Origin of the sequence: Lentzea sp. NPDC051213, from assembly GCF_044455585.1 — a bacterium.
In the GTDB taxonomy this organism is placed as follows: domain Bacteria; phylum Actinomycetota; class Actinomycetes; order Mycobacteriales; family Pseudonocardiaceae; genus Lentzea.
This window is the reverse complement of the sequence record NZ_JBITEX010000001.1, coordinates 1,199,643-1,216,900: the sequence shown is the minus strand read 5'-3', so window position 1 is coordinate 1,216,900 and position 17,258 is coordinate 1,199,643. Positions and strand designations below refer to the sequence as shown.

Below are 17,258 nucleotides of genomic sequence, written 5' to 3'. Positions count from 1 at the left end.
GATCCGCTTCCTCACCCGGCGCGGATGAACCGGGTTGCCCGCACGCGTGCACTACCGCCCCGTGCGGGGGAAGTCCGCCGTGCGCACGGCGAGCAGCGTCGGAGCACGAAGGAGGTGCGGTCTTCCATGAGCCGTCAACCAGATCGTTCCCGATCACGTCGCATCGTGCTGGCCGTCGTGCTGTTCTCGTTCCTCGTCGCCGGTACCGGCGACGACGAGTGCGGGCAGACGTCTCCGCTCGCGGTCACCGGTGTGCTCGCGGCCGTCGGACTGCTGCCGAGGCTGGTCGGGTTGGCCGGGCGTGCGCTCGTCATGATGTCCCATCCGGGCAAGACGGTCCGGCCCACCTGCCCGGCGAAATGATGCGGTTCGATCACATGATCATCCACGACAATTCCATCGGGGAGAGTCATCGCCATGTCCGACAGTTCGGAGTGCGAGCGACCAGCGCGCGACACCAGTCCGCCCAGGTTCCGAGTCCCTGTCCCGGCCGTTCGGCGCCGGTCACGATCGTGACCGGGCCCGCGGGGTGCGGCAAGACCACGTTGCTCGCGGAGTGGGCGCGCCGTCGCGCCCACCGGGTCGCGTGGCTGTCGCTGGACGAGCACGACAGCACGCCCGCACGGCTGCGCATCGCGGTTCGCGACGCGCTCACCGGCGTCTGGCCGGACCAGGACCATCTCGACCCGATCCCGTGTCCGAACCTGGCTTCTCCTCGGCGATCGTGGCCGCGTTCGACCACGTACCCGTGTCCGCGTGCCTGGTGCTGGACAACGTCCACGAACTGCGCGACCCGGATGATCTCGCCACCATCGACCTGCTCACCCGGCAGCCGCCGGACCGGCTGAAGCTGGTGCTGCTCGGCAGACTCACCACCAATCCACTGTGACCTCTCGGCAGCGGTCCTACCGATCAGAAATCCTCCGCCACGCCGTCAGTTCTGGCAGCCCCCTCACACCGGTGGAAGGATCGATGACCATGACCGACGCTAGACCGCTGGGCGCCGACGAGGCCACGTTCATCGCGGCGGTCCGCTCAGGCGATGCGGCGCGGTTCGCGCTCATCACGGAGCGCCACCGGCGTGAGCTGCAGGTGCACTGCTACCGGATGCTCGCGAACTACGACGACGCCCAGGACCTGACGCAGGAGACGTTCCTGCGAGCGTGGAACAAGCGGGAGTCGTTCAAGGGCCACGCCGCACTGCGGACCTGGCTGTACCGGATCGCGACGAACGCCTGCCTCGACTACCTGGAGAAGCGCAACGACCGCACACCCGTGCCGGCCGAGCTGCCGGACTCCGGGTCCGAGGTGCTGTACCTGCAGCCGTACCCAGACCGGATGCTCCCCGAGGACCCCCAGGAATCGGTGGTGAGGCGGGAGACGATCGAGCTGGCGTTCGTCGTCGCCGTCCAGCACCTGCCGCCGCGGCAGCGAGCGGTGTTCATCCTCCGCGACGTCCTCGGCTGGCCGGCGTCGAATGCCGCTGACGCCCTCGAGCTGACCGTCGCATCCGTGACCAGCGCACTGCAGCGGGCGCGCGTGACGATGCGCGAGCAGCTGCCCGGCCGCCGCCTCGACTGGCGGAGCCCCGCCACGCACGAGCTGTCGAATGACGAGCGCGGCGTGGTGAAGTCGTACATCGACGCCCATGAGCGCAACGACCTCGACGGGCTGACGTCCCTGCTGCGCGACGACCTGCGCTTCGCGATGCTGCCCGAGCGGGGCACCTTGACCACGACGGCCAAGGACGCGGTGGACGGCTGGGTCTCCGGTGGACTCTTCCAACCCCCTTACGACGACTGGCGCGGTATCAGCACGACGGTCAACCGCATGCCGGCCGCCGCGCTCTACATACGCACCCCTAACGACCCGGAGTACCGGCTGTTCGCCATCGCGGTCCTGCACATCGTCGACGGAAAGATCGCCGAGCTCACCGGTTTCGACGCCTCCGACAAACCATGGCTGGACCTGCCCCCGACACTGTGATCACACCTGGCCTCACGAGCACGTGGCCCGTGCTCATCGCCTCGTCTCGTATCGGGTCAGCACCACGCCGCCGGGAAACGTCCGGGTCTCCACCAGGTTCAGGTTCACCCAGCTGTCCAGCGCCGTGAAGAACGGCGTGCCGCTGCCGACCATGACCGGGTAGGTGGCCAGGGCGTACTCGTCGATCAACCCGGCCCGCATGGCCGCCCCGGCGAGCGTTGCGCCGCCGATGCTCATCAGGCCGCCGTCCTCGGCCTTGAGGCGGGTGATCTCGGCGACCGCGTCGCCGGTGACCAGGCGGGTGTTCCAGTCGACCTCGTCGATCGTCGAGGAGAACACCACCTTCGGCGTGTCCAGCCAGTTCCGCGCGAACTCGACCCGCGCCGGCGTGGCGTCCGGCTGTTGGTCGCCGGTCGGCCAGTAGGAGCTCATCGTCTCCCACAGCTTGCGCCCGTACAGCGTCACATCGATTGCCCGCTCGTGGTCGAGCCACCACTGGAACAGCTCGTCGCTCGGCGGCCCGCTCCAGCCGATGTCGTCGCCGGGCGCGGCGATGTAGCCGTCCAGGGTCGCGTTCATGCCGAAGATCAGTTTCCGCATCGGTGCCAGCCTCCTGTGGGTCGATTTCACAGGTACAGACGGGCGCGGCGCGGAAAGCTAATCGGTGCGCGATCTGCGTGCGTGGAGAAGATCGGGTGGAGCGGTGTGAGCAGGAGTGCCACCAGAGGGTTCCGCCGAGCCAGGCGCACAGGGCCGAACGCCTCTACTCCTCGGCGTGGTCAACCGCGTGGTCGAGCCGGGAACGGCGCTCGACCACGCGATCGAACTCGCGCGGCACCTCATGGCCGGCGGCCCGCTGGCCATCGCCGCGACCAAGCGCATCCTCACCGAACAGCAGGACTGGACGCTGGAGAACATGTGGGACAAGCAGGACGCCCACTTCCGAGCGGCCATCGAGACCGAGGACGCCCGCGAAGGCGCTGCCGCGTTCAAGGAGGGCCGCGAACCGGTCTGGAAACGGCGTCAGGAGGGATTACCGCAGACCTGTTCGCGGAGAAAGCTCCGCCACGGCCCTCGCCTGGTCGGTCAGCGAACCTGCCGGCGGCGCGGACTTCGGCTGTCCGTCCGGAGCGACGTCGGGCCGCGGCGCACCGGGACACGTCGCCCCAGCGGCCGGCAGCACGCCGTTGATCAGGTAGTCGTCCACGCGCTTGGTGGCACAGGCGTTCCGCGCGTACATGCCGTGGCCGCCTTCGTCGGTCACGGTCAGCAGGCGGCCGGAAAGCCTGCGTGCCATGGCCGGACCGCCCTCGTACTGGGTACTCGGGTCGAACTCGGCCTGCACCACGAGCCCGGCCGGATAGCCGGCTCGCCGCAGCCGCGTCAGCTTCTCGGCGGGCGGGGACGAGCTGAAGACACAATGCTGCGGCGCGGCGGCCATCGCACCGGGGCCGTAGGGGTAGCGTTCCCGGAAGATCCGCATCTGCCGGTAGTAGACGTTGAGATCAGTGGACCATTTCGCCTCGCACGTCACGGCGTACCAGACACCGTTGACACGCTCGGTTTCCCGGCCTTCCATCAGCACACCCAGCGCTGAGCCGGCATCCGCGGGCAGTGCGCCGGTCTCGGAAGCCTTGCGAATCGCGAGGATCGTCAAGGTGGTGACGTGCCAGCTCGGGCGCTCGACGGTGTCGTACCCGAGCATCCGGTCCAGCACGTCCCTGGTGACCAATGGCGCGTGCGGCGGCCCACCCGGTACCGGCTTGAGGGCCAGCCGCTCCCCCAGCGCGTCCATCGCCGCGCGCACCTCGTCCTGGGTGCGGCCGAGGCCGTAGGTGTCGTTGCGCTGAGCCACCCATGCCGCCCAGGCGTCGAAGTTCTGCCTGGAGGCAACGGCCTGGGTCTTGTTGGCCTCGTAGTAGAACCAGTCCGGGTGCATCGACGAGTCCAGGACACTGCGGTTCAGGTGCTTGGGGAACAGGCTGCCGTAGACCGCGCCCAGGTAGGTGCCGTAGGAGAAGCCCAAGTAGTTGATCTTCTTCTCGCCGGTGGCCGCACGGATGATGTCCATGTCCCTGGCGGTGTTGGCGGTGGTGATGTGCTCACGCAGATCACCACCCGTCCGTGCGCACTGCTCCTCGAGCCTGCGAGCTTCCTCGGTGATCGCGGCGAACTGCTCGTCGGTCGGCCTGTTCGACGTCGTACGGGCCCCGCTGTCCACATCGCACCACAGTCTGGTCGAGTGTCCCGTTCCCCTCGGGGAGAACCCGATCAGGTCGAACGTCTTGGCGATCTCCTGGTTGCCGAACTGGCCCGGCATCAGGATGCCGTCACCGCCAGGCCCGCCGGGGTTGAGCATCAGCACGCCCTGGCGCCGGGCGGGGTCCTTGGCCTTGCGCCGGTGCACCGCGATGCTCAGGGTGCCTGCCTGGGGCCGCCGGTAATCCTTCGGCACCGCGATCGCCGCACACTCGGGGAACTCCGCGCTGGCCGTGGCCGCCACGGGATCGGGGAACAGGACGTTGCAGTCCTTCCATTCGGCGGTCTGCGCGTAGAACGGGGCGAGCCCCCGGTCGTACGCAAGAGCCGCCGGATTCACCGCTGTGACAACACTTCCCGCCGCCAACGCCGTGACGAGCAGGGTGACGCCTCGTGTGGTTCTCATGGTGTGAAGGTCTACCGGCGGCCGCGTTTCCGGATGGTTTCCGCGATCAGGTCGCCGCGAGAGCCACTGTCGGCGCCAGTGCCGCCGCTCGCCCGGCCGGCACCCACCCCGCCAGCACGCCAACGAGGACCGACGACGCGACGCCGCCCGCGATCGCCTCTGCGGGCAACGCGACCAGCCATCCGTTGCTCACCGCGTAGCCGATGCTCGCGACGAGGCCGAGCAGCACGCCGGCCATTCCGCCGAGTCCCGACATCAGCACGGCCTCGGTGAGGAACTGTGCTCTGACCTGGCTGCGGCGCGCTCCCAGCGCACGCCGCAGCCCGATCTCGGACCGGCGTTCCAGCACGGAGATCACCATCGTGTTGGCCACCCCGACGCCGCCGGCGAGCAACGCCACCGCTCCGAGCCCGAGGAGCAACGTCGTGAACGTGGCCTTGGCCTGGAGCTGGGCCGCCAATGCGTCGGAGGGTCTGCTCACCGCGACTTCTTCAGGGTGCTCCGGGTTCACCGTCGCGGGCAGCAACGCGCGCACATCGTCCACTCTGGACGGATCTGACCGTTCGTAGACCGTCGTCGGATGCCCGTCGAAGCCGAGATGGCGCCGCGCCGCAGCCCAGCCGACCATGGCCGACCTGTCGAACTCGGCCGCGAGCGGCACGGGTTCGAGCACACCGAGCACCGTGAACCACCTGCCGCCCAGGTAAACCTGGTCTCCTGCCGTGTCGACCGCGAGCCGTTTCGCCGCCTCACTGCCCAGCACCACCACGGGGTAGCGCGACGTGGCGTCGTTGAGCCACGATCCCGTGCGGACGACGGCTTCGAGCGTGCCCAGCAGATCCGGCTCGACCGCCTCGACGGTGATGCCGCCGGTGGCGAGCGGGTCCACCTCGTCGTTGCGCAGCACCGGTACTCGCTCGATCGTGCCGGCGGCCGCGGCGCGGTGCACCGACTCGATCCGGGTCACCATGGCCGACGCGTTCTCCGGCAGCTTCGCGGGCTTGCCCAGCGAGGTGTTCCCCGCTCCGACGCGCAACAGGTTGGTGCCCAGGGCGTCGAGCCGCGCTTGGAGCTCGGCCTGACTCGACGCGGAGATGCCGAGCACGGCGACCATCGCGGCCACGCCGATCGCGATGCCCAGCGCCGACAGCACCGCCCTGGCAGGGCGTCCTGTCACGCCACCGAGTCCCTCTCGCACCAGGTCCGCGACACTCGTCCTGGCGGGCCTAGGCAGGTCCGTCATGCCGGCCTCCTCGCACTGTCGTGGCGCACGGCGCCGTCGAGCACCTCCACCTGGCGAGGCAGCGACCGTGCGACGGCCAGATCGTGCGTGATCACCGCGATCGTCGTGCCTTCCGCGTTCAGCTCGTGCAACAGGTCCAGCACGGCCTGTCCCGACGAAGAGTCGAGCGCACCGGTCGGTTCGTCGGCCAGCACGATCGCCGGACGGCCCACCAGGGCACGGGCGATCGCGACACGTTGCTGTTCGCCACCGGACAGTTCGGACGGCAGGTGGTCGATCCGGTGCCCGAGGCCGACCCTGTGCAAGGCCTCCTTCGCGCGCCGTCCCCGCTCCGCGCTCCCCTCTCCCTGATACAGCAGGCCGTTCGCCACGTTCCCCAGCGCCGACAGGTGCGAGGTGAGGAAGAACCGCTGGAACACGAACCCGACCCAGTGCGCGCGAACCGCCGAGAGCGCACGGTCGTCCAACGTCGCCACGTCGTGCCCCAGCAGCCGGACCGTGCCCGACGTGGGGCGGTCGAGCGTCCCCATCAGCTGCAGCAGTGTCGACTTGCCCGAGCCCGACGGGCCGACCACGGCGAGCAGTTCGCCCGCGTCCACGCTGAGATCCACCGCGCGCAGCGCGTGCACCTCGCCCGCGTACACCTTCGACACACCGCTCAGTTCGATGACCCGCGTCATACGCCCGCCACCCTCACCCGCACGCCCTCACGCAGCTCCGGTCCGCTGATCTCGACCTGCCCCGCGGCGAACATGCCGAGCTCGACCGCGACCTTCCTGGTGCCCGCGCCGTCGACGACCTCGACGGCGTGCCCGCCCGCGGGGAGCGCGAGCAGTGCGCCCACGGGCACGACCAGCACGTTCTCCCTGCGGTCGCCGACGAACTCGACCTCGACAGGAGCCGCGTCCAGCGCACCGGCCGCGGCCGGGTCGGTGAGCAGGACCTCCGTCTCGATCACCGGTCCCTTGCCCTCACGGGCGACGGCGACCTTGCCGATCGCGCCGACGCGTCCGGTTGTCCTCGCGCCACCGGGCAACACGACGTGGACCTCGGCGTCCGCAACGGCGAGGGACTGCCTGCCCGCGGGCACCTCGACGACGACCAGCCGCGTCGTTCCCGTTCCGGACAGGACCTTGCCCTGCGCGGGCCCACCGACGGGCAGTGTCACCTCGGACACCCGCAGCGGGCCTGGCGTGATCACCACCGCGCCCACCGCGACCGTGCCGGTCTGAGCGTGTCCGATCTTGCGCTGCCACCTCCGCACCGCGGCCGCGGTCGTGCCGTCGAACCTGTCATCCACAGCAGACACGCCGTACCCCAGCGCTTTCAGGTTCTCCTCCAGCACGCGGACGTCCGCCCCCGCGGTCATCCCCTGCCGCAGCTCACGCCAGAAGGGCTTGTCCCCGAACAACAGCGGAACGGCGACGTCGTTCACGAAGTAGACGGCCGCACCACGATCGACCACGTCGCCGATCTTCGGCAACGTCGTGACCACGCCGGCCTCACCGGAAGCGAGAACGTCGTACTTGCCCGCGTATCCCAGGCGTCCCGGCAGCGACTCGTGCTCGACGAGAGTCTGCCTGCGCACGTCGACGGTCTTGCCTGGCTGAGTCTGCTGTCGTCGCCCGGCGTCGTCGCCGTCGTCCAACACGATTGTCGCGGTGACGCCGGCCACCACCGCGACGCCGGCGAGCGTCGCAAGCAGCGACGACCTCCCTGGCCTCATCAGTCCTCCTCGACTCGGTACCGGCTCCGATCTACTCGGACGGGTGTTTCCAGAAGCTCTCCGCGCACCCGGAAACAACCTGGAAACCACCACGCACGCATACTCGGGGGATGCGGGTTCTGGTAGCCGAGGACGAGGTTTCGCTCGCGGAACTGGTGGCGGCCGGCCTGCGCCGCGAGGCGATGGCGGTCGACGTGGTGCACGACGGACTCACCGCGCAGGAACAACTGGCCGTGCACGACTACGACGTGCTCATCCTCGACCGCGACCTGCCGGGCAGGCACGGTGACGAGGTGTGCGCCGAGCTGGTCGCGGCGGGAAGCCGGACCAGGGTGCTCATGCTCACCGCCGCGAGTTCGCTGGACGACAAGGTCGGCGGCCTGCGGCTCGGGGCCGACGACTATCTCACGAAGCCGTTCGAGTACCCGGAACTGCTCGCGCGGGTACACGCGCTGGGCCGGCGGTGCCACCAGGGCCTGCCACCGGTGCTGGAGCGCGGTGGTGTGCGCCTGGACGTGGCGAACCGCGCCGTGACCCGCGACGGCGTGCCGATCAGCCTGACGCCCAAGGAGTTCGCGGTGCTCGCGGTGCTGCTGCGTGCCCAGGGCGCGGTGGTGAGCACCGAACGGCTCCTCGAACTCGCGTGGGACGAGCACGCCGATCCGTTCACCAGCGCGGTCAGAGTCGCCATGTCGAAGCTGCGCACCAAGCTCGGTGCGCCGGCCGTGATCGAGACGGTGCCCGGTGCCGGTTACCGGATCTGACCCGCGACCCACCCGGTTCACCGTCCGGGTACGGCTGACCGCGCTGTACAGCAGCCTGTTCCTCGGTACCGGCGCGGTCTTGCTGGCCGCGATCTACCTGCTGATGCGCGGCCGCTTTCCCAGTCTGCTGCGCCGCGCCACCGGTCCTGAGGGTGCAGGGCTCAGCGTCCCCGCCGTCGCCCCGGCACCGCCGATCGACGGCGGTTCCGGTGACGTCGTGGCGAACCGCATCCAGACGCTGACCCTGGACGCCCTCCTGCTGTTCTCCGGGGTGTGCCTGGTCGTCGTCGCGGTGCTGGCCGCTGTGGCGTGCTGGTGGCTGTCGGGCCGTGTGCTGCGTCCGCTGCACACGATCACCGCGACCGCGCGCAGGCTGTCGTCGTCGAACCTGCACGAACGCCTTGCGTTGCACGGGCCCCGCGACGAGCTCACCGATCTGGCGGAGACGCTCGACGACATGCTCGACCGGCTCGAGTCCGCATTCGACAGCCAGAAGCGGTTCGTCGCGAACGCCTCGCACGAGCTGCGCACACCGCTCGCGGTACAGCGGGCCGCCGCGCAGATCGGCTTGGCGGGCGAGCCCACACCGGCGGAGACCGCGCGCACCCGTGACCAGATCCTCACCGCCAACCGCCAGATCGAACGCCTCATCGACGGCCTGCTGGTGCTCGCCCGCAGCGACCGCGGTCTGGACATCCGCGTGCCCGTCCCGTTGCACGAGGTCGTGGCCGGCGCGGTGGAACAGCACCGGGCGGAAGCGGTGGCGAGCGGCGTCCGGGTGCGTACCGCGCTGAAAGCCTCGACCGTGCTCGGGGACCACGCACTGTTGCAGCAACTCGCCGCCAACCTGGTGACGAACGCCATCAGGCACAACTCTCCCGGCGGCGCGGTGTGGGTCAGCACCAGCCATGACGTCCTCGTGGTGACCAACACGGGCCCGAAGGTCACCGAGGAGGAGATCCCGCTGCTGTTCGAACCGTTCCACCGCGGCCAGACCCGTGGCGGCAGCGGTCTCGGCCTGTCCATCGTGGACTCGATCGCGCGGGCACACGACGGCACGGTCACGGCATCAGCCCAGTCGAACGGAGGACTTCGCGTCACCGTCACGGTTCCTGTCGCGAGCGAAACGATCCGGAAACCCTCAGACCGGTAGACCTGAGCGGCCGGATCACCCGGCTCGATTTCAGGAGGCTCGATGAAGATGTCCGGAGTACTCGGCAAGACGGCGGCCGCGATCGCGGTGGCGATGGCGTTGACCGGTTGCACGACCGAACCGTCGAACCGCGTCGACCCACTGCCCAACCCCGACGAGATGGCGGTGAAGTGGGCGCAGTGCATGCGGGAAAACGGAGCCAACGTGCCAGACCCCGATCCGAACGTCGGCGGTCGGGGAGAGCCCGCCCAGCGGCCCCTGCAGGAAGACCCCGAGAAGGTCGCGAAGGCGGCGGAGCACTGCAAGCAGTACGCCGGGAGCGGCCCGGCGAAGACCACCGACCCGGCCGAGGCGGACCGGCAGGCGAAGTACGACCAGTGTCTGCGCGACCGCGGCATCGTGGTGCGCCAGGACCCTGAGGGCGCCAGGGTGGTCGAGGAGACCGACAAGGCCAAGCTGGAGAAGGCAGTGCGCGAGTGTGGAGGCGCGAAGTGACGCCGCCGGCCAGCGGCGTTGCAGTCGAGGCAACGGTTGCGGTTGTTGCCCGGACACCGACGCTCCCGTCCTCGTATCAGTACTGACCGAACCTGTCGCCGGCATAGGTGCAGGTGGTGGAACTGAACGAGCTGCGCGAGAAGATCAAGTAGTGCGGTCAGTCCCTCGAACGGCGGCACACAGCCATTCGGAAACCTCGATCTCAGGTATCACCCTGGCGTCGTCGAGTTCGATGTCGCGTTAATTTGTGAATGAATTATTCGTTTCGGTTTTCATGACTACGGCTTGACTTCTTCGTCGTTCCTTCATCGGCCTGATTCTAACTTCAGCGCGGAGTTTCGATTCCTATTCGAGGAGGGCGAGTTGTCCACACACGAATGGTGGCGGCGAATGGCCGCGGGAATGGCCGTCGCGCTTGTCGCCGGGACAACGAGTACGACAGCGGCCGTCGGGGACACCGGCCGCCAGGCGGACGGGACGTGGGTCACGCTGATCACCGGTGACCGGGTGACGCTCGACCACAGCGGCGAGGTGGCCGGACTGGTCGCGGGGCCCGGCCGGACCGGCATGGCCGTCACGACCCGGATCGTCGACGGGCACCGGCACGTCGTGCCCGCGGACGCCGGTCGCCTGATCAGCGAGGGCAGACTCGACCCCAGGCTGTTCGACGTGACCGAGCTGGCGAGAGACGGGCATCGCGCGGCCACACCGCTGATCGTCAAGGCGAAGCCGGGACGGCAGCGCACCGCCGCGATGCAGGGCCTCACGGTGGAACGAGACCTTCCCGCAGCGGGCATGGTCGCGATGACAGCCACGGATCCGGCGGCGGCGTGGCGTGCCATCACAGACCCCGGCTCGTCGGTGGGCAAGGTGTGGCTGGACGCCACGTACCAGGTCGCGCTGGACCGCAGCACCGTGCAGATCGGTGCGCCCCAGGCGTGGCAGGAGGGCTACACGGGCAAGGGCGTGAAGGTCGCCGTGCTCGATTCAGGTGTCGACGAGACGCACCCGGATCTCGCCGGGCAGGAGGTCGCGGCGCAGAACTTCACCGACAACGGGGTTCCCGACGTCGTCGGCCACGGCACCCACGTCGCCTCGACGATCGCGGGTACCGGTGCGAAGTCCGGCGGCAAGTACCGCGGTGTGGCGCCGGGTGCGTCCATCCTCGACGGCAAGGTGCTGAACGACCGCGGCATGGGCCGGACGTCGTGGATCCTCGAGGCGATGGACTGGGCCGCCGCCCAAGGAGCCGACATCGTCAACATGAGCCTCGGCGGAACGGACAGCCCCGGCATCGACCCGGTGGAGGAGGCGATCGGCCGCCTGTCCGCGCAGGGCGTCCTCTTCGTCGTCGCGGCGGGCAACGACGGGGCGCCGGAGACGATCGGCTCGCCCGCGAGCGCGGACGCCGCGCTGGCCGTGGGTGCCGTCGACCGCGAGGAGAAGCTGGGTGAGTTCTCCAGCCGTGGGCCCCGCACCGGTGACTACGGGCTCAAGCCGGACGTGACCGCACCGGGCGTGAAGATCACCGCAGCGAAGTCGAGCGCGAGCGCGCTGCCCGACCCGGACGGCGATTCGTACGTGGCGATGTCGGGAACGTCCATGGCCACACCGCACGTCGCCGGCGCGGCCGCGATCCTCGCCCAGCGCCATCCTGAGTGGAACGGTCAGCAGCTCAAGTCCGCGCTCATGGCTTCGGCGAAGACGAATCCCGCGCTCGGCCTGTTCGACCAGGGCAGCGGTCACGTCGACGTGCCCGCTGCGATGCGGCAGACGCTGACCGCCCAGCCGCCGAGCGTGAGCGTCGGCACGCAGCTCTGGCCGCACGACGACGACCAACCGGTGAGCACGCGCATCACCTACACCAACACCGGTAGCGCGCCGCTGACCCTCGCACTGAGCGCGACGGCCTCGGGGCCCGGCGGTGCAAGCCCGGCCGGCATGTTCACCGTCACGCCGACCACCCTCACCGTCCCGGCGGGCGGCACGGCCGATGCCGTGCTGACCAGCGACACCCGTGTATCCGCCGCCGACGGCACGCACTCCGGCGTCGTTCTGGCCAAGGGACAGAACAACGAGCTGCGCACGGCGTTCTCGGTACACCGTGAGGTCGAGAGCTACGAGGTGGGCGTCTCACACCTCGACGGAGAGGGCAAGCCGACGACCCGGTACGACGAGGCGCTGATGAACGTGCGCACCGGCAAGTGGTACCTGCCCGTGCCGAACGGGGCGGTGTCGACCGTGCGGGTGCCCAAGGGCGAGTACTTCCTGGCCACCACTATCGGCGGCAGCGACCAGAGGCTCGTGGTCCAGCCGCAGCTGCGCGTCGACGGACCGCGCGAGGTCGTCGCCGACGGCCGGGTGGCTCGTCCCGTCACGATCACGGGCCCGGACCGCGCCGCGGTCCCGTACGGGTTCACGCTGAGTGTCGGCCGCATGCTCGGCGGACGGCAGACCGGTTCCACCTTGACCCTGCTCAACGACATCGACGGCAGCGGCAACGTCCACCCGCCGCTGATCGGGCAGATCGGTCCCAGCCTGCCCGGCGAGCTGCGGTACCAGGTGTACCAGCACGACGTCGTGCGCGGAACGGACCCCGTGTCCACCTACCGCTACGTTGTCGAGGGCACCGGCAGGTTGCCCGACGGCATCACCCGCGAGGTCGGCGCGCGCGAGCTGGCCGAAGTGCGCCGGACGGTCGGGCCGATGCGCGAGGGACACGTTGCCCTGTTGAGTGCCCGGTGGCTGGGCACGCCCGAGGGTGCGTTCGCACCGATCCGCGTCGGTGCGTCGCGCGAGACGGTCGATCACTTGATGGCAGGTTCGTGGGGCACCGGCTTCCTGCAGGCCGTCCCGCGGTCGAACCCGGTGGCGATCATCGAGGGAGCGCGACGGTTCTACCGGGCCGGGCACCGGTACACCGAGCGGGTCAACAACGCGATCTTCGCGCCGACCATGCCCATCGGCGAACGGCTCGGCGACGAGCTGATCGTGTTCACCCCGTTGTGGGCGGACAGTCAGGGAGGACGCGGCATCTCGGCCTACGACACCGGGAGCACGGTCCTCTACCAGGGCGACCAGGAGCTCGGCCGCACCACTGAGGCGGGCGCCGGCACGTTCGAGGTGCCCGCCGGCCGCTCCAAGCTCCGGCTGGAGTCCCGCGGTGACCGGTCGAGCGTGGCCGATCTGAGCACGTCCGTCTCCGGAGTGTGGGAGTTCAGCACCGAACACTCCGGCGACATCGCGAAGGTCCACCTGATGTCGGTGGGTTTCGCAGCGCCCCTGGACGGTGCCAACGCGGCACGTCCTGGCGGTGTATTGCCGATTCCGCTGAGCGTCGACCTCGCGCAGGGCAACCGCAGGACGGCGTTGCGCGTGCAGGCGTCCTTTGACGACGGGAAGAACTGGCAGCCGGTGCCCGTGGCCGGCTCGGTCGCGCTGGTGAAGCACCCGCACGCCGAGGGACATGTGTCGCTGAAGGTGTTCGCGGCCGACAACCGCGGCAACAGCGTCGAGGAGACCATCATCCGCGCCTACCGGCTCGCCAAGTGATGGAGGGGCCGGTGGTGGTGAACGATTCGGCGGTGCTTCGCGTTGTGCGGCACGCATCGGATCCGCTCACCACCGCCGGCCTCGTCACCCTCACACAGTGATCACGACCTTCGCGCGGGCGTGTTCGGTCTCGATGTAGCGAACGGCATCGGGCACCTCGTCCAACGTGTAGGTGCGGTCGATGACCGGCGTGAAGCCTCCCGACTCGGCGAGGTGCCGCAGCGCCGCGAGGATCTCCCGGTCGAGCGTCGTGGTGAGCACCAGCAACCGGTCGCGGACGAACGGGGCCAGCAGCTTCGCCCTGATCATCAACCACATCGGCCCGACGAGGCTGCCTCCGCTGAACACTCCCCCGCCGGACAGCACGATCGTCCCACCCGGCGTGAGCGCGCGCCGCAAACCGGTCAGCGAGTGATTGCCGACCAGATCGAAGACGAGGTCGTAGCGCGTGCCGTTCCTGGTGAAGTCGTCCGTGGTGTAGTCGATGACGTGGTCCGCGCCGAGCGACGCCACCAGCTCGACGTTCCTCGTGCGGCACACGCCGGTCACGGTGGCGCCCATGGACTTAGCGATCTGCACGGCGAACGTGCCCACGCCGCCGGACGCGCCGTTGATCAGGACGTGCTGTCCCGGCTGGAGCTTTCCGATGTCCCGCAACCCCTTCAGCGCGGTGTGCCCGGCCAGTGGTACGGCGGCGGCCTGCTCGAACGTCAGGTTGGCGGGCTTGGCCTCGACGAGGTCCTCGGACACGCACACGTACTCGGCGAACGCTCCGTCGGCGGCACCGAGGTCGCCGTACACCTCGTCACCCGGCCGGAAGCGCCGCACGTCCCGGCCCACCGCCTCCACCCTGCCCGCGAAGTCGCGACCGCGGATCTTCCTTCTTGGCGCGGCGGCTCCGATACCCGTGAGCCGGGCCAGGTAAGGGTCCCCGCGCATGACGTGCCAGTCGTAGGCGTTGAGCGCGGCCGCGTGCACGCGTACGAGCACCTCGTTGCCGGAGGCCGAAGGCGGCTCCACGTCGCGGAATTCCAGCACGTCCGGTGACCCGTACCGGTCCTGGACAACTGCCTTCATCGGGTCTCCCCAGCCGTGGCGCGGACCCGGATGGCCGCGCGGGTCGGCAGCGTCTGGCGACGGATGATCCACTCCGCCACGGCGAGGTTGACGAGCCAGGAGGCGAGCATCAGCATCGCCTTGCTGAGTCGGTCAGGCGCGCCGAAGGCCAGGAGCCACGCGCTCAATGTCACCGCTTGTGTGCCGGCGCCGAGCCCGATCGCGAAACCGCGGATCATCCAGGCGCGGTGCCCGGTGAAGTCGCGACGACGGACGGCGGCGAAACCGAGCACGATGAACACCACCCACGCCGTGCCGAACACCAGCCGGATGCCGGTGAGCAGAGCGCCCACGTCGGCGGGTTTGGGGTAGAACACGGTCATCCACAAGCCCGACAGCGCCCCCAGGAGTCCACAAAGGACCAGAAGTCGTCCTGCCGCCCGGTGCCATCCCGGTCTGCGGCGGCGGAAGCCGGGTGCGAACTGGAACGCGCCGAGGATGCTGTACACGCTGACGGTCACGGCATGCACCACCACGGGCACAGGTGAGGCGAAGAACCGCGCGTTGTCCGGTGTGATCTCCGCGCCGCCTCCCAGCTCGCCCAGCCGGAGGGCGCCACCGAGCACCGGGATGACGCTGAACAGGATGATCGCGGCCGGGATGAGCTTGTCCCACTTGGCAGAGGAGGTCATGCGCCAGATCGTGGCTCGAGCGGGGGTGTCACCTCATCGGAAGATGGGCTGCGATCATCCCGGCCGATGGTCCGGCCCGCTCGTCGTACTTTCGGCTGACCGGTGCCGGATTCCACCCCGGACGCGCTTGGTCTCGTAGGCCCAGATCGCGATCTCGACCCGGTTCCTGGCACCGATCTTGGCCATCAGGCTGGCGATGTGGCTCTTCACGGTGCTGAGCGTGATGTAGAGCTCCTTGGCGACCTCGCTGTTGGTGCGCCCACCGGCGACGGCGGCGAGGACCTGCTCCTCCCGTTCGGTGAGCGGCTCGATCGGCTGCATGGCGGGCCCGGCGGGCTTGGTGTCCGCGAACGCCTCGATCAGCCGGGCCGTGACGCTGGGAGCGATGAGGGCGTCACCGGCCGCCGCGGCGTGGACGGCCTGGGCGAGCAGGGCTGCGCCGGCGTCCTTGAGCAGGAACCCCCTGGCACCTGCGCGCAGCGCGGCGTAGACGTATTCGTCGAGGTAGAACGTGGTGATCACGACGACGGCGAGCGGGTCGGCGACGCCGGGCCCGGCGAGCAGGCGGGTGGCCTCGATGCCGTCGATTCCGGGCATGCGGATGTCGAAGAGGCACACGTCCGGCCGCAGGCGCCGGGCCAGTTCCACGGCCTGCTGTCCGTCCGGTGCCTGGCCGACGACCTCGATGCCCGGCTGGGCGTCGAGGATCATCGAGAGTCCTGTGCGAACGATCTCCTGGTCGTCGGCGACGATGACCCGGATGCTCATGCCGCCGACCCGGTGAGCGGCAGCACGGCGGTCACGGTCCAGCCGCGGTCGGGGTTCGGGCCCGCCTCGCAGGTGCCGCCGAGCAGGCCGGCGCGTTCCATCATGCCGATCACCCCGTGCCCCCTCGCCGCGGCACCGCGGTGGTCGCCGTCGTCGCTCACTCGCAGGTGGACCGACGAGTCGCCAACGGTAACGCGCACCTCGATGCGGGTGGCGTGCCGGGCGTGCCGCCGCGCGTTGGTGACCGACTCCTGGGTGAGCCGGTAGATCGCGGTCCCCACCGACTTCGGGAGGTCGTCGACGGCCCCGTCGATCCGCACGTCGACCTCGGGTCCTGGCCGGCCGGGGCTGGCGAGCCGTTCGATGTCGGCGAAGGTCGGGCTGGGTGCCAGGTCCGCGGGTTCGTTGTGGCGCAGTGCTCGCACCATCGTGCGCATCTCGGCGAGCGCCCGTGACGCCTCCGACTCGATCAGGCCGAGCGCCTCGATCGCCGCCTCCGGCCGCGACGGCGCCGTCGCCAGCCCCGCCTGGGCCCGGATCGCCATCGCCGACACGTGGTGCGCCACCGTGTCGTGCAGGTCCCGTGCCAGCCGCTCCCGTTCCAGCAGCTTGACCTGTTCGAGCTCCCGCGCCCGCGCCCGCCCTCGGTAGCGCACCGCGGCACCGAGGGCGCACGCGGTCCCGAGAACAGCGCTTCCGGCCACCGACTCCCCCACGCTGATGAACCCAAGTGCCGCCGACAGCCCGACCTTGCCGAGCATGATCGCCAGCCCGATCACCGCCTCACGCCCGGAACCCCACCGGAACAGTGAGAACGGGAAGAGCACCATGTAGAGCATCACGTTGAGCTCGGGCTCGCCCCGGAACACCAGCGAAGCGATCGCGGCCACGCCGAACGCGACGGCGACCACGAACAGCGGCCTGCTCCGGCGCAGCAACAACAGGGGCAGCAGCCCCACCGCCACGATCAGCGAGCCGACCCGCGAGTTCAGGTCCGGGCGCAGCACCACCTCGAGCACCGCGACCGGCAGGAGCACGGCGGCCAGCGCCCAGTCCCACCACAGCCGCGCTGCCGCAGGCACCGGCCGGGGCTCATCCCACACCGACCGCAGAAGGGCGAACACGTCCTCATCGTACGAGAGCCCGCACCAGGACAGA

The 17,258-nt window shown here is 69.8% G+C and carries 16 protein-coding genes and 1 pseudogene; 8 read left to right on the top strand and 9 right to left on the bottom strand.

Annotation, left to right across the window (positions count from 1 at the left end; genetic code table 11):
* Positions 1-126: 126 nt before the first annotated feature.
* From ACIA8G_RS05200 to ACIA8G_RS05190, 3 genes are all read left to right on the top strand, one after another.
* The gene (locus tag ACIA8G_RS05200) at positions 127-363 is read left to right on the top strand and encodes a hypothetical protein (protein WP_396416979.1); all 237 of its coding nucleotides are present in this window, start codon (positions 127-129) and stop codon (positions 361-363) included.
* A 331-nt stretch (positions 364-694) separates the two neighbouring features.
* Positions 695-889, top strand: a complete 195-nt coding sequence (locus ACIA8G_RS05195) for a hypothetical protein (protein ID WP_396416978.1) — start codon at positions 695-697, stop codon at positions 887-889.
* 89 nt (positions 890-978) lie between these two features.
* Entirely contained in the window at positions 979-1,986 is a 1,008-nt protein-coding gene (locus ACIA8G_RS05190) for an RNA polymerase subunit sigma-70 (protein WP_396416977.1), read from the top strand.
* A gap of 33 nt (positions 1,987-2,019) precedes the next feature.
* Here the strand turns inward: ACIA8G_RS05190 and ACIA8G_RS05185 are convergent, their stop codons facing one another.
* Complete coding sequence (locus tag ACIA8G_RS05185) at positions 2,020-2,586, bottom strand: dihydrofolate reductase family protein (RefSeq protein ID WP_396416976.1); 567 nt, start codon at positions 2,584-2,586, stop codon at positions 2,020-2,022.
* A gap of 115 nt (positions 2,587-2,701) precedes the next feature.
* Between ACIA8G_RS05185 and ACIA8G_RS05180 the strand changes: the two are divergent.
* Positions 2,702-2,995 (top strand): annotated as a pseudogene (locus ACIA8G_RS05180) (enoyl-CoA hydratase-related protein); the annotation flags it as partial.
* A gap of 24 nt (positions 2,996-3,019) precedes the next feature.
* Here ACIA8G_RS05180 and ACIA8G_RS05175 read toward each other — a convergent pair.
* The 4 genes from ACIA8G_RS05175 to ACIA8G_RS05160 are packed head-to-tail and all read right to left on the bottom strand — an operon-like array spanning position 3,020 to position 7,620.
* Positions 3,020-4,651, bottom strand: a complete 1,632-nt coding sequence (locus tag ACIA8G_RS05175; RefSeq protein ID WP_396416975.1) for an alpha/beta hydrolase — start codon at positions 4,649-4,651, stop codon at positions 3,020-3,022.
* A 46-nt stretch (positions 4,652-4,697) separates the two neighbouring features.
* A complete protein-coding gene (locus ACIA8G_RS05170; RefSeq protein ID WP_396416974.1) occupies positions 4,698-5,894 on the bottom strand; it encodes an ABC transporter permease in 1,197 nt (398 codons plus the stop codon).
* Complete coding sequence (locus tag ACIA8G_RS05165; protein WP_396416973.1) at positions 5,891-6,574, bottom strand: ABC transporter ATP-binding protein; 684 nt, start codon at positions 6,572-6,574, stop codon at positions 5,891-5,893. Before ACIA8G_RS05165 ends, ACIA8G_RS05170 begins: the two co-directional genes overlap by 4 nt.
* The gene (locus ACIA8G_RS05160) at positions 6,571-7,620 is read right to left on the bottom strand and encodes a peptidoglycan-binding protein (RefSeq protein WP_396416972.1); all 1,050 of its coding nucleotides are present in this window, start codon (positions 7,618-7,620) and stop codon (positions 6,571-6,573) included. Before ACIA8G_RS05160 ends, ACIA8G_RS05165 begins: the two co-directional genes overlap by 4 nt.
* A gap of 110 nt (positions 7,621-7,730) precedes the next feature.
* Between ACIA8G_RS05160 and ACIA8G_RS05155 the strand changes: the two genes are divergently transcribed.
* From ACIA8G_RS05155 to ACIA8G_RS05140, 4 genes are all read left to right on the top strand, one after another.
* Positions 7,731-8,384, top strand: a complete 654-nt coding sequence (locus ACIA8G_RS05155; RefSeq protein WP_396416971.1) for a response regulator transcription factor — start codon at positions 7,731-7,733, stop codon at positions 8,382-8,384.
* Entirely contained in the window at positions 8,365-9,537 is a 1,173-nt protein-coding gene (locus tag ACIA8G_RS05150) for a sensor histidine kinase (RefSeq protein ID WP_396416970.1), read from the top strand. The genes ACIA8G_RS05155 and ACIA8G_RS05150 overlap by 20 nt, the downstream gene beginning before the upstream one ends.
* Positions 9,538-9,579: 42 nt before the next feature.
* Positions 9,580-10,032: a hypothetical protein gene (locus tag ACIA8G_RS05145; RefSeq protein WP_396416969.1), complete on the top strand. Its 453-nt coding sequence runs from the start codon at positions 9,580-9,582 to the stop codon at positions 10,030-10,032.
* A gap of 390 nt (positions 10,033-10,422) precedes the next feature.
* On the top strand, positions 10,423-13,584 hold the full coding sequence (locus ACIA8G_RS05140) for a S8 family peptidase (RefSeq protein ID WP_396416968.1): 3,162 nt from the start codon (positions 10,423-10,425) through the stop codon (positions 13,582-13,584).
* Between the two features lie 90 nt (positions 13,585-13,674).
* Here ACIA8G_RS05140 and ACIA8G_RS05135 read toward each other — a convergent pair whose 3' ends face one another.
* Genes ACIA8G_RS05135 through ACIA8G_RS05120 form a run of 4 tightly spaced genes read right to left on the bottom strand, consistent with a single transcriptional unit; the run spans position 13,675 to position 17,224 of the window.
* Positions 13,675-14,661 carry an NAD(P)-dependent alcohol dehydrogenase gene (locus tag ACIA8G_RS05135; protein WP_396416967.1) on the bottom strand — a complete coding sequence of 329 codons (987 nt, stop codon included), beginning with the start codon at positions 14,659-14,661 and terminating at the stop codon, positions 13,675-13,677.
* Positions 14,658-15,332, bottom strand: coding sequence for a DUF2306 domain-containing protein (locus ACIA8G_RS05130; RefSeq protein WP_396416966.1), 675 nt, complete (start codon positions 15,330-15,332; stop codon positions 14,658-14,660). Before ACIA8G_RS05130 ends, ACIA8G_RS05135 begins: the two co-directional genes overlap by 4 nt.
* Before the next feature lie 54 nt (positions 15,333-15,386).
* Positions 15,387-16,100 carry a response regulator gene (locus tag ACIA8G_RS05125; RefSeq protein ID WP_396416965.1) on the bottom strand — a complete coding sequence of 238 codons (714 nt, stop codon included), beginning with the start codon at positions 16,098-16,100 and terminating at the stop codon, positions 15,387-15,389.
* The gene (locus ACIA8G_RS05120; RefSeq protein WP_396416964.1) at positions 16,097-17,224 is read right to left on the bottom strand and encodes a sensor histidine kinase; all 1,128 of its coding nucleotides are present in this window, start codon (positions 17,222-17,224) and stop codon (positions 16,097-16,099) included. Before ACIA8G_RS05120 ends, ACIA8G_RS05125 begins: the two co-directional genes overlap by 4 nt.
* Positions 17,225-17,258 lie beyond the last annotated feature (34 nt).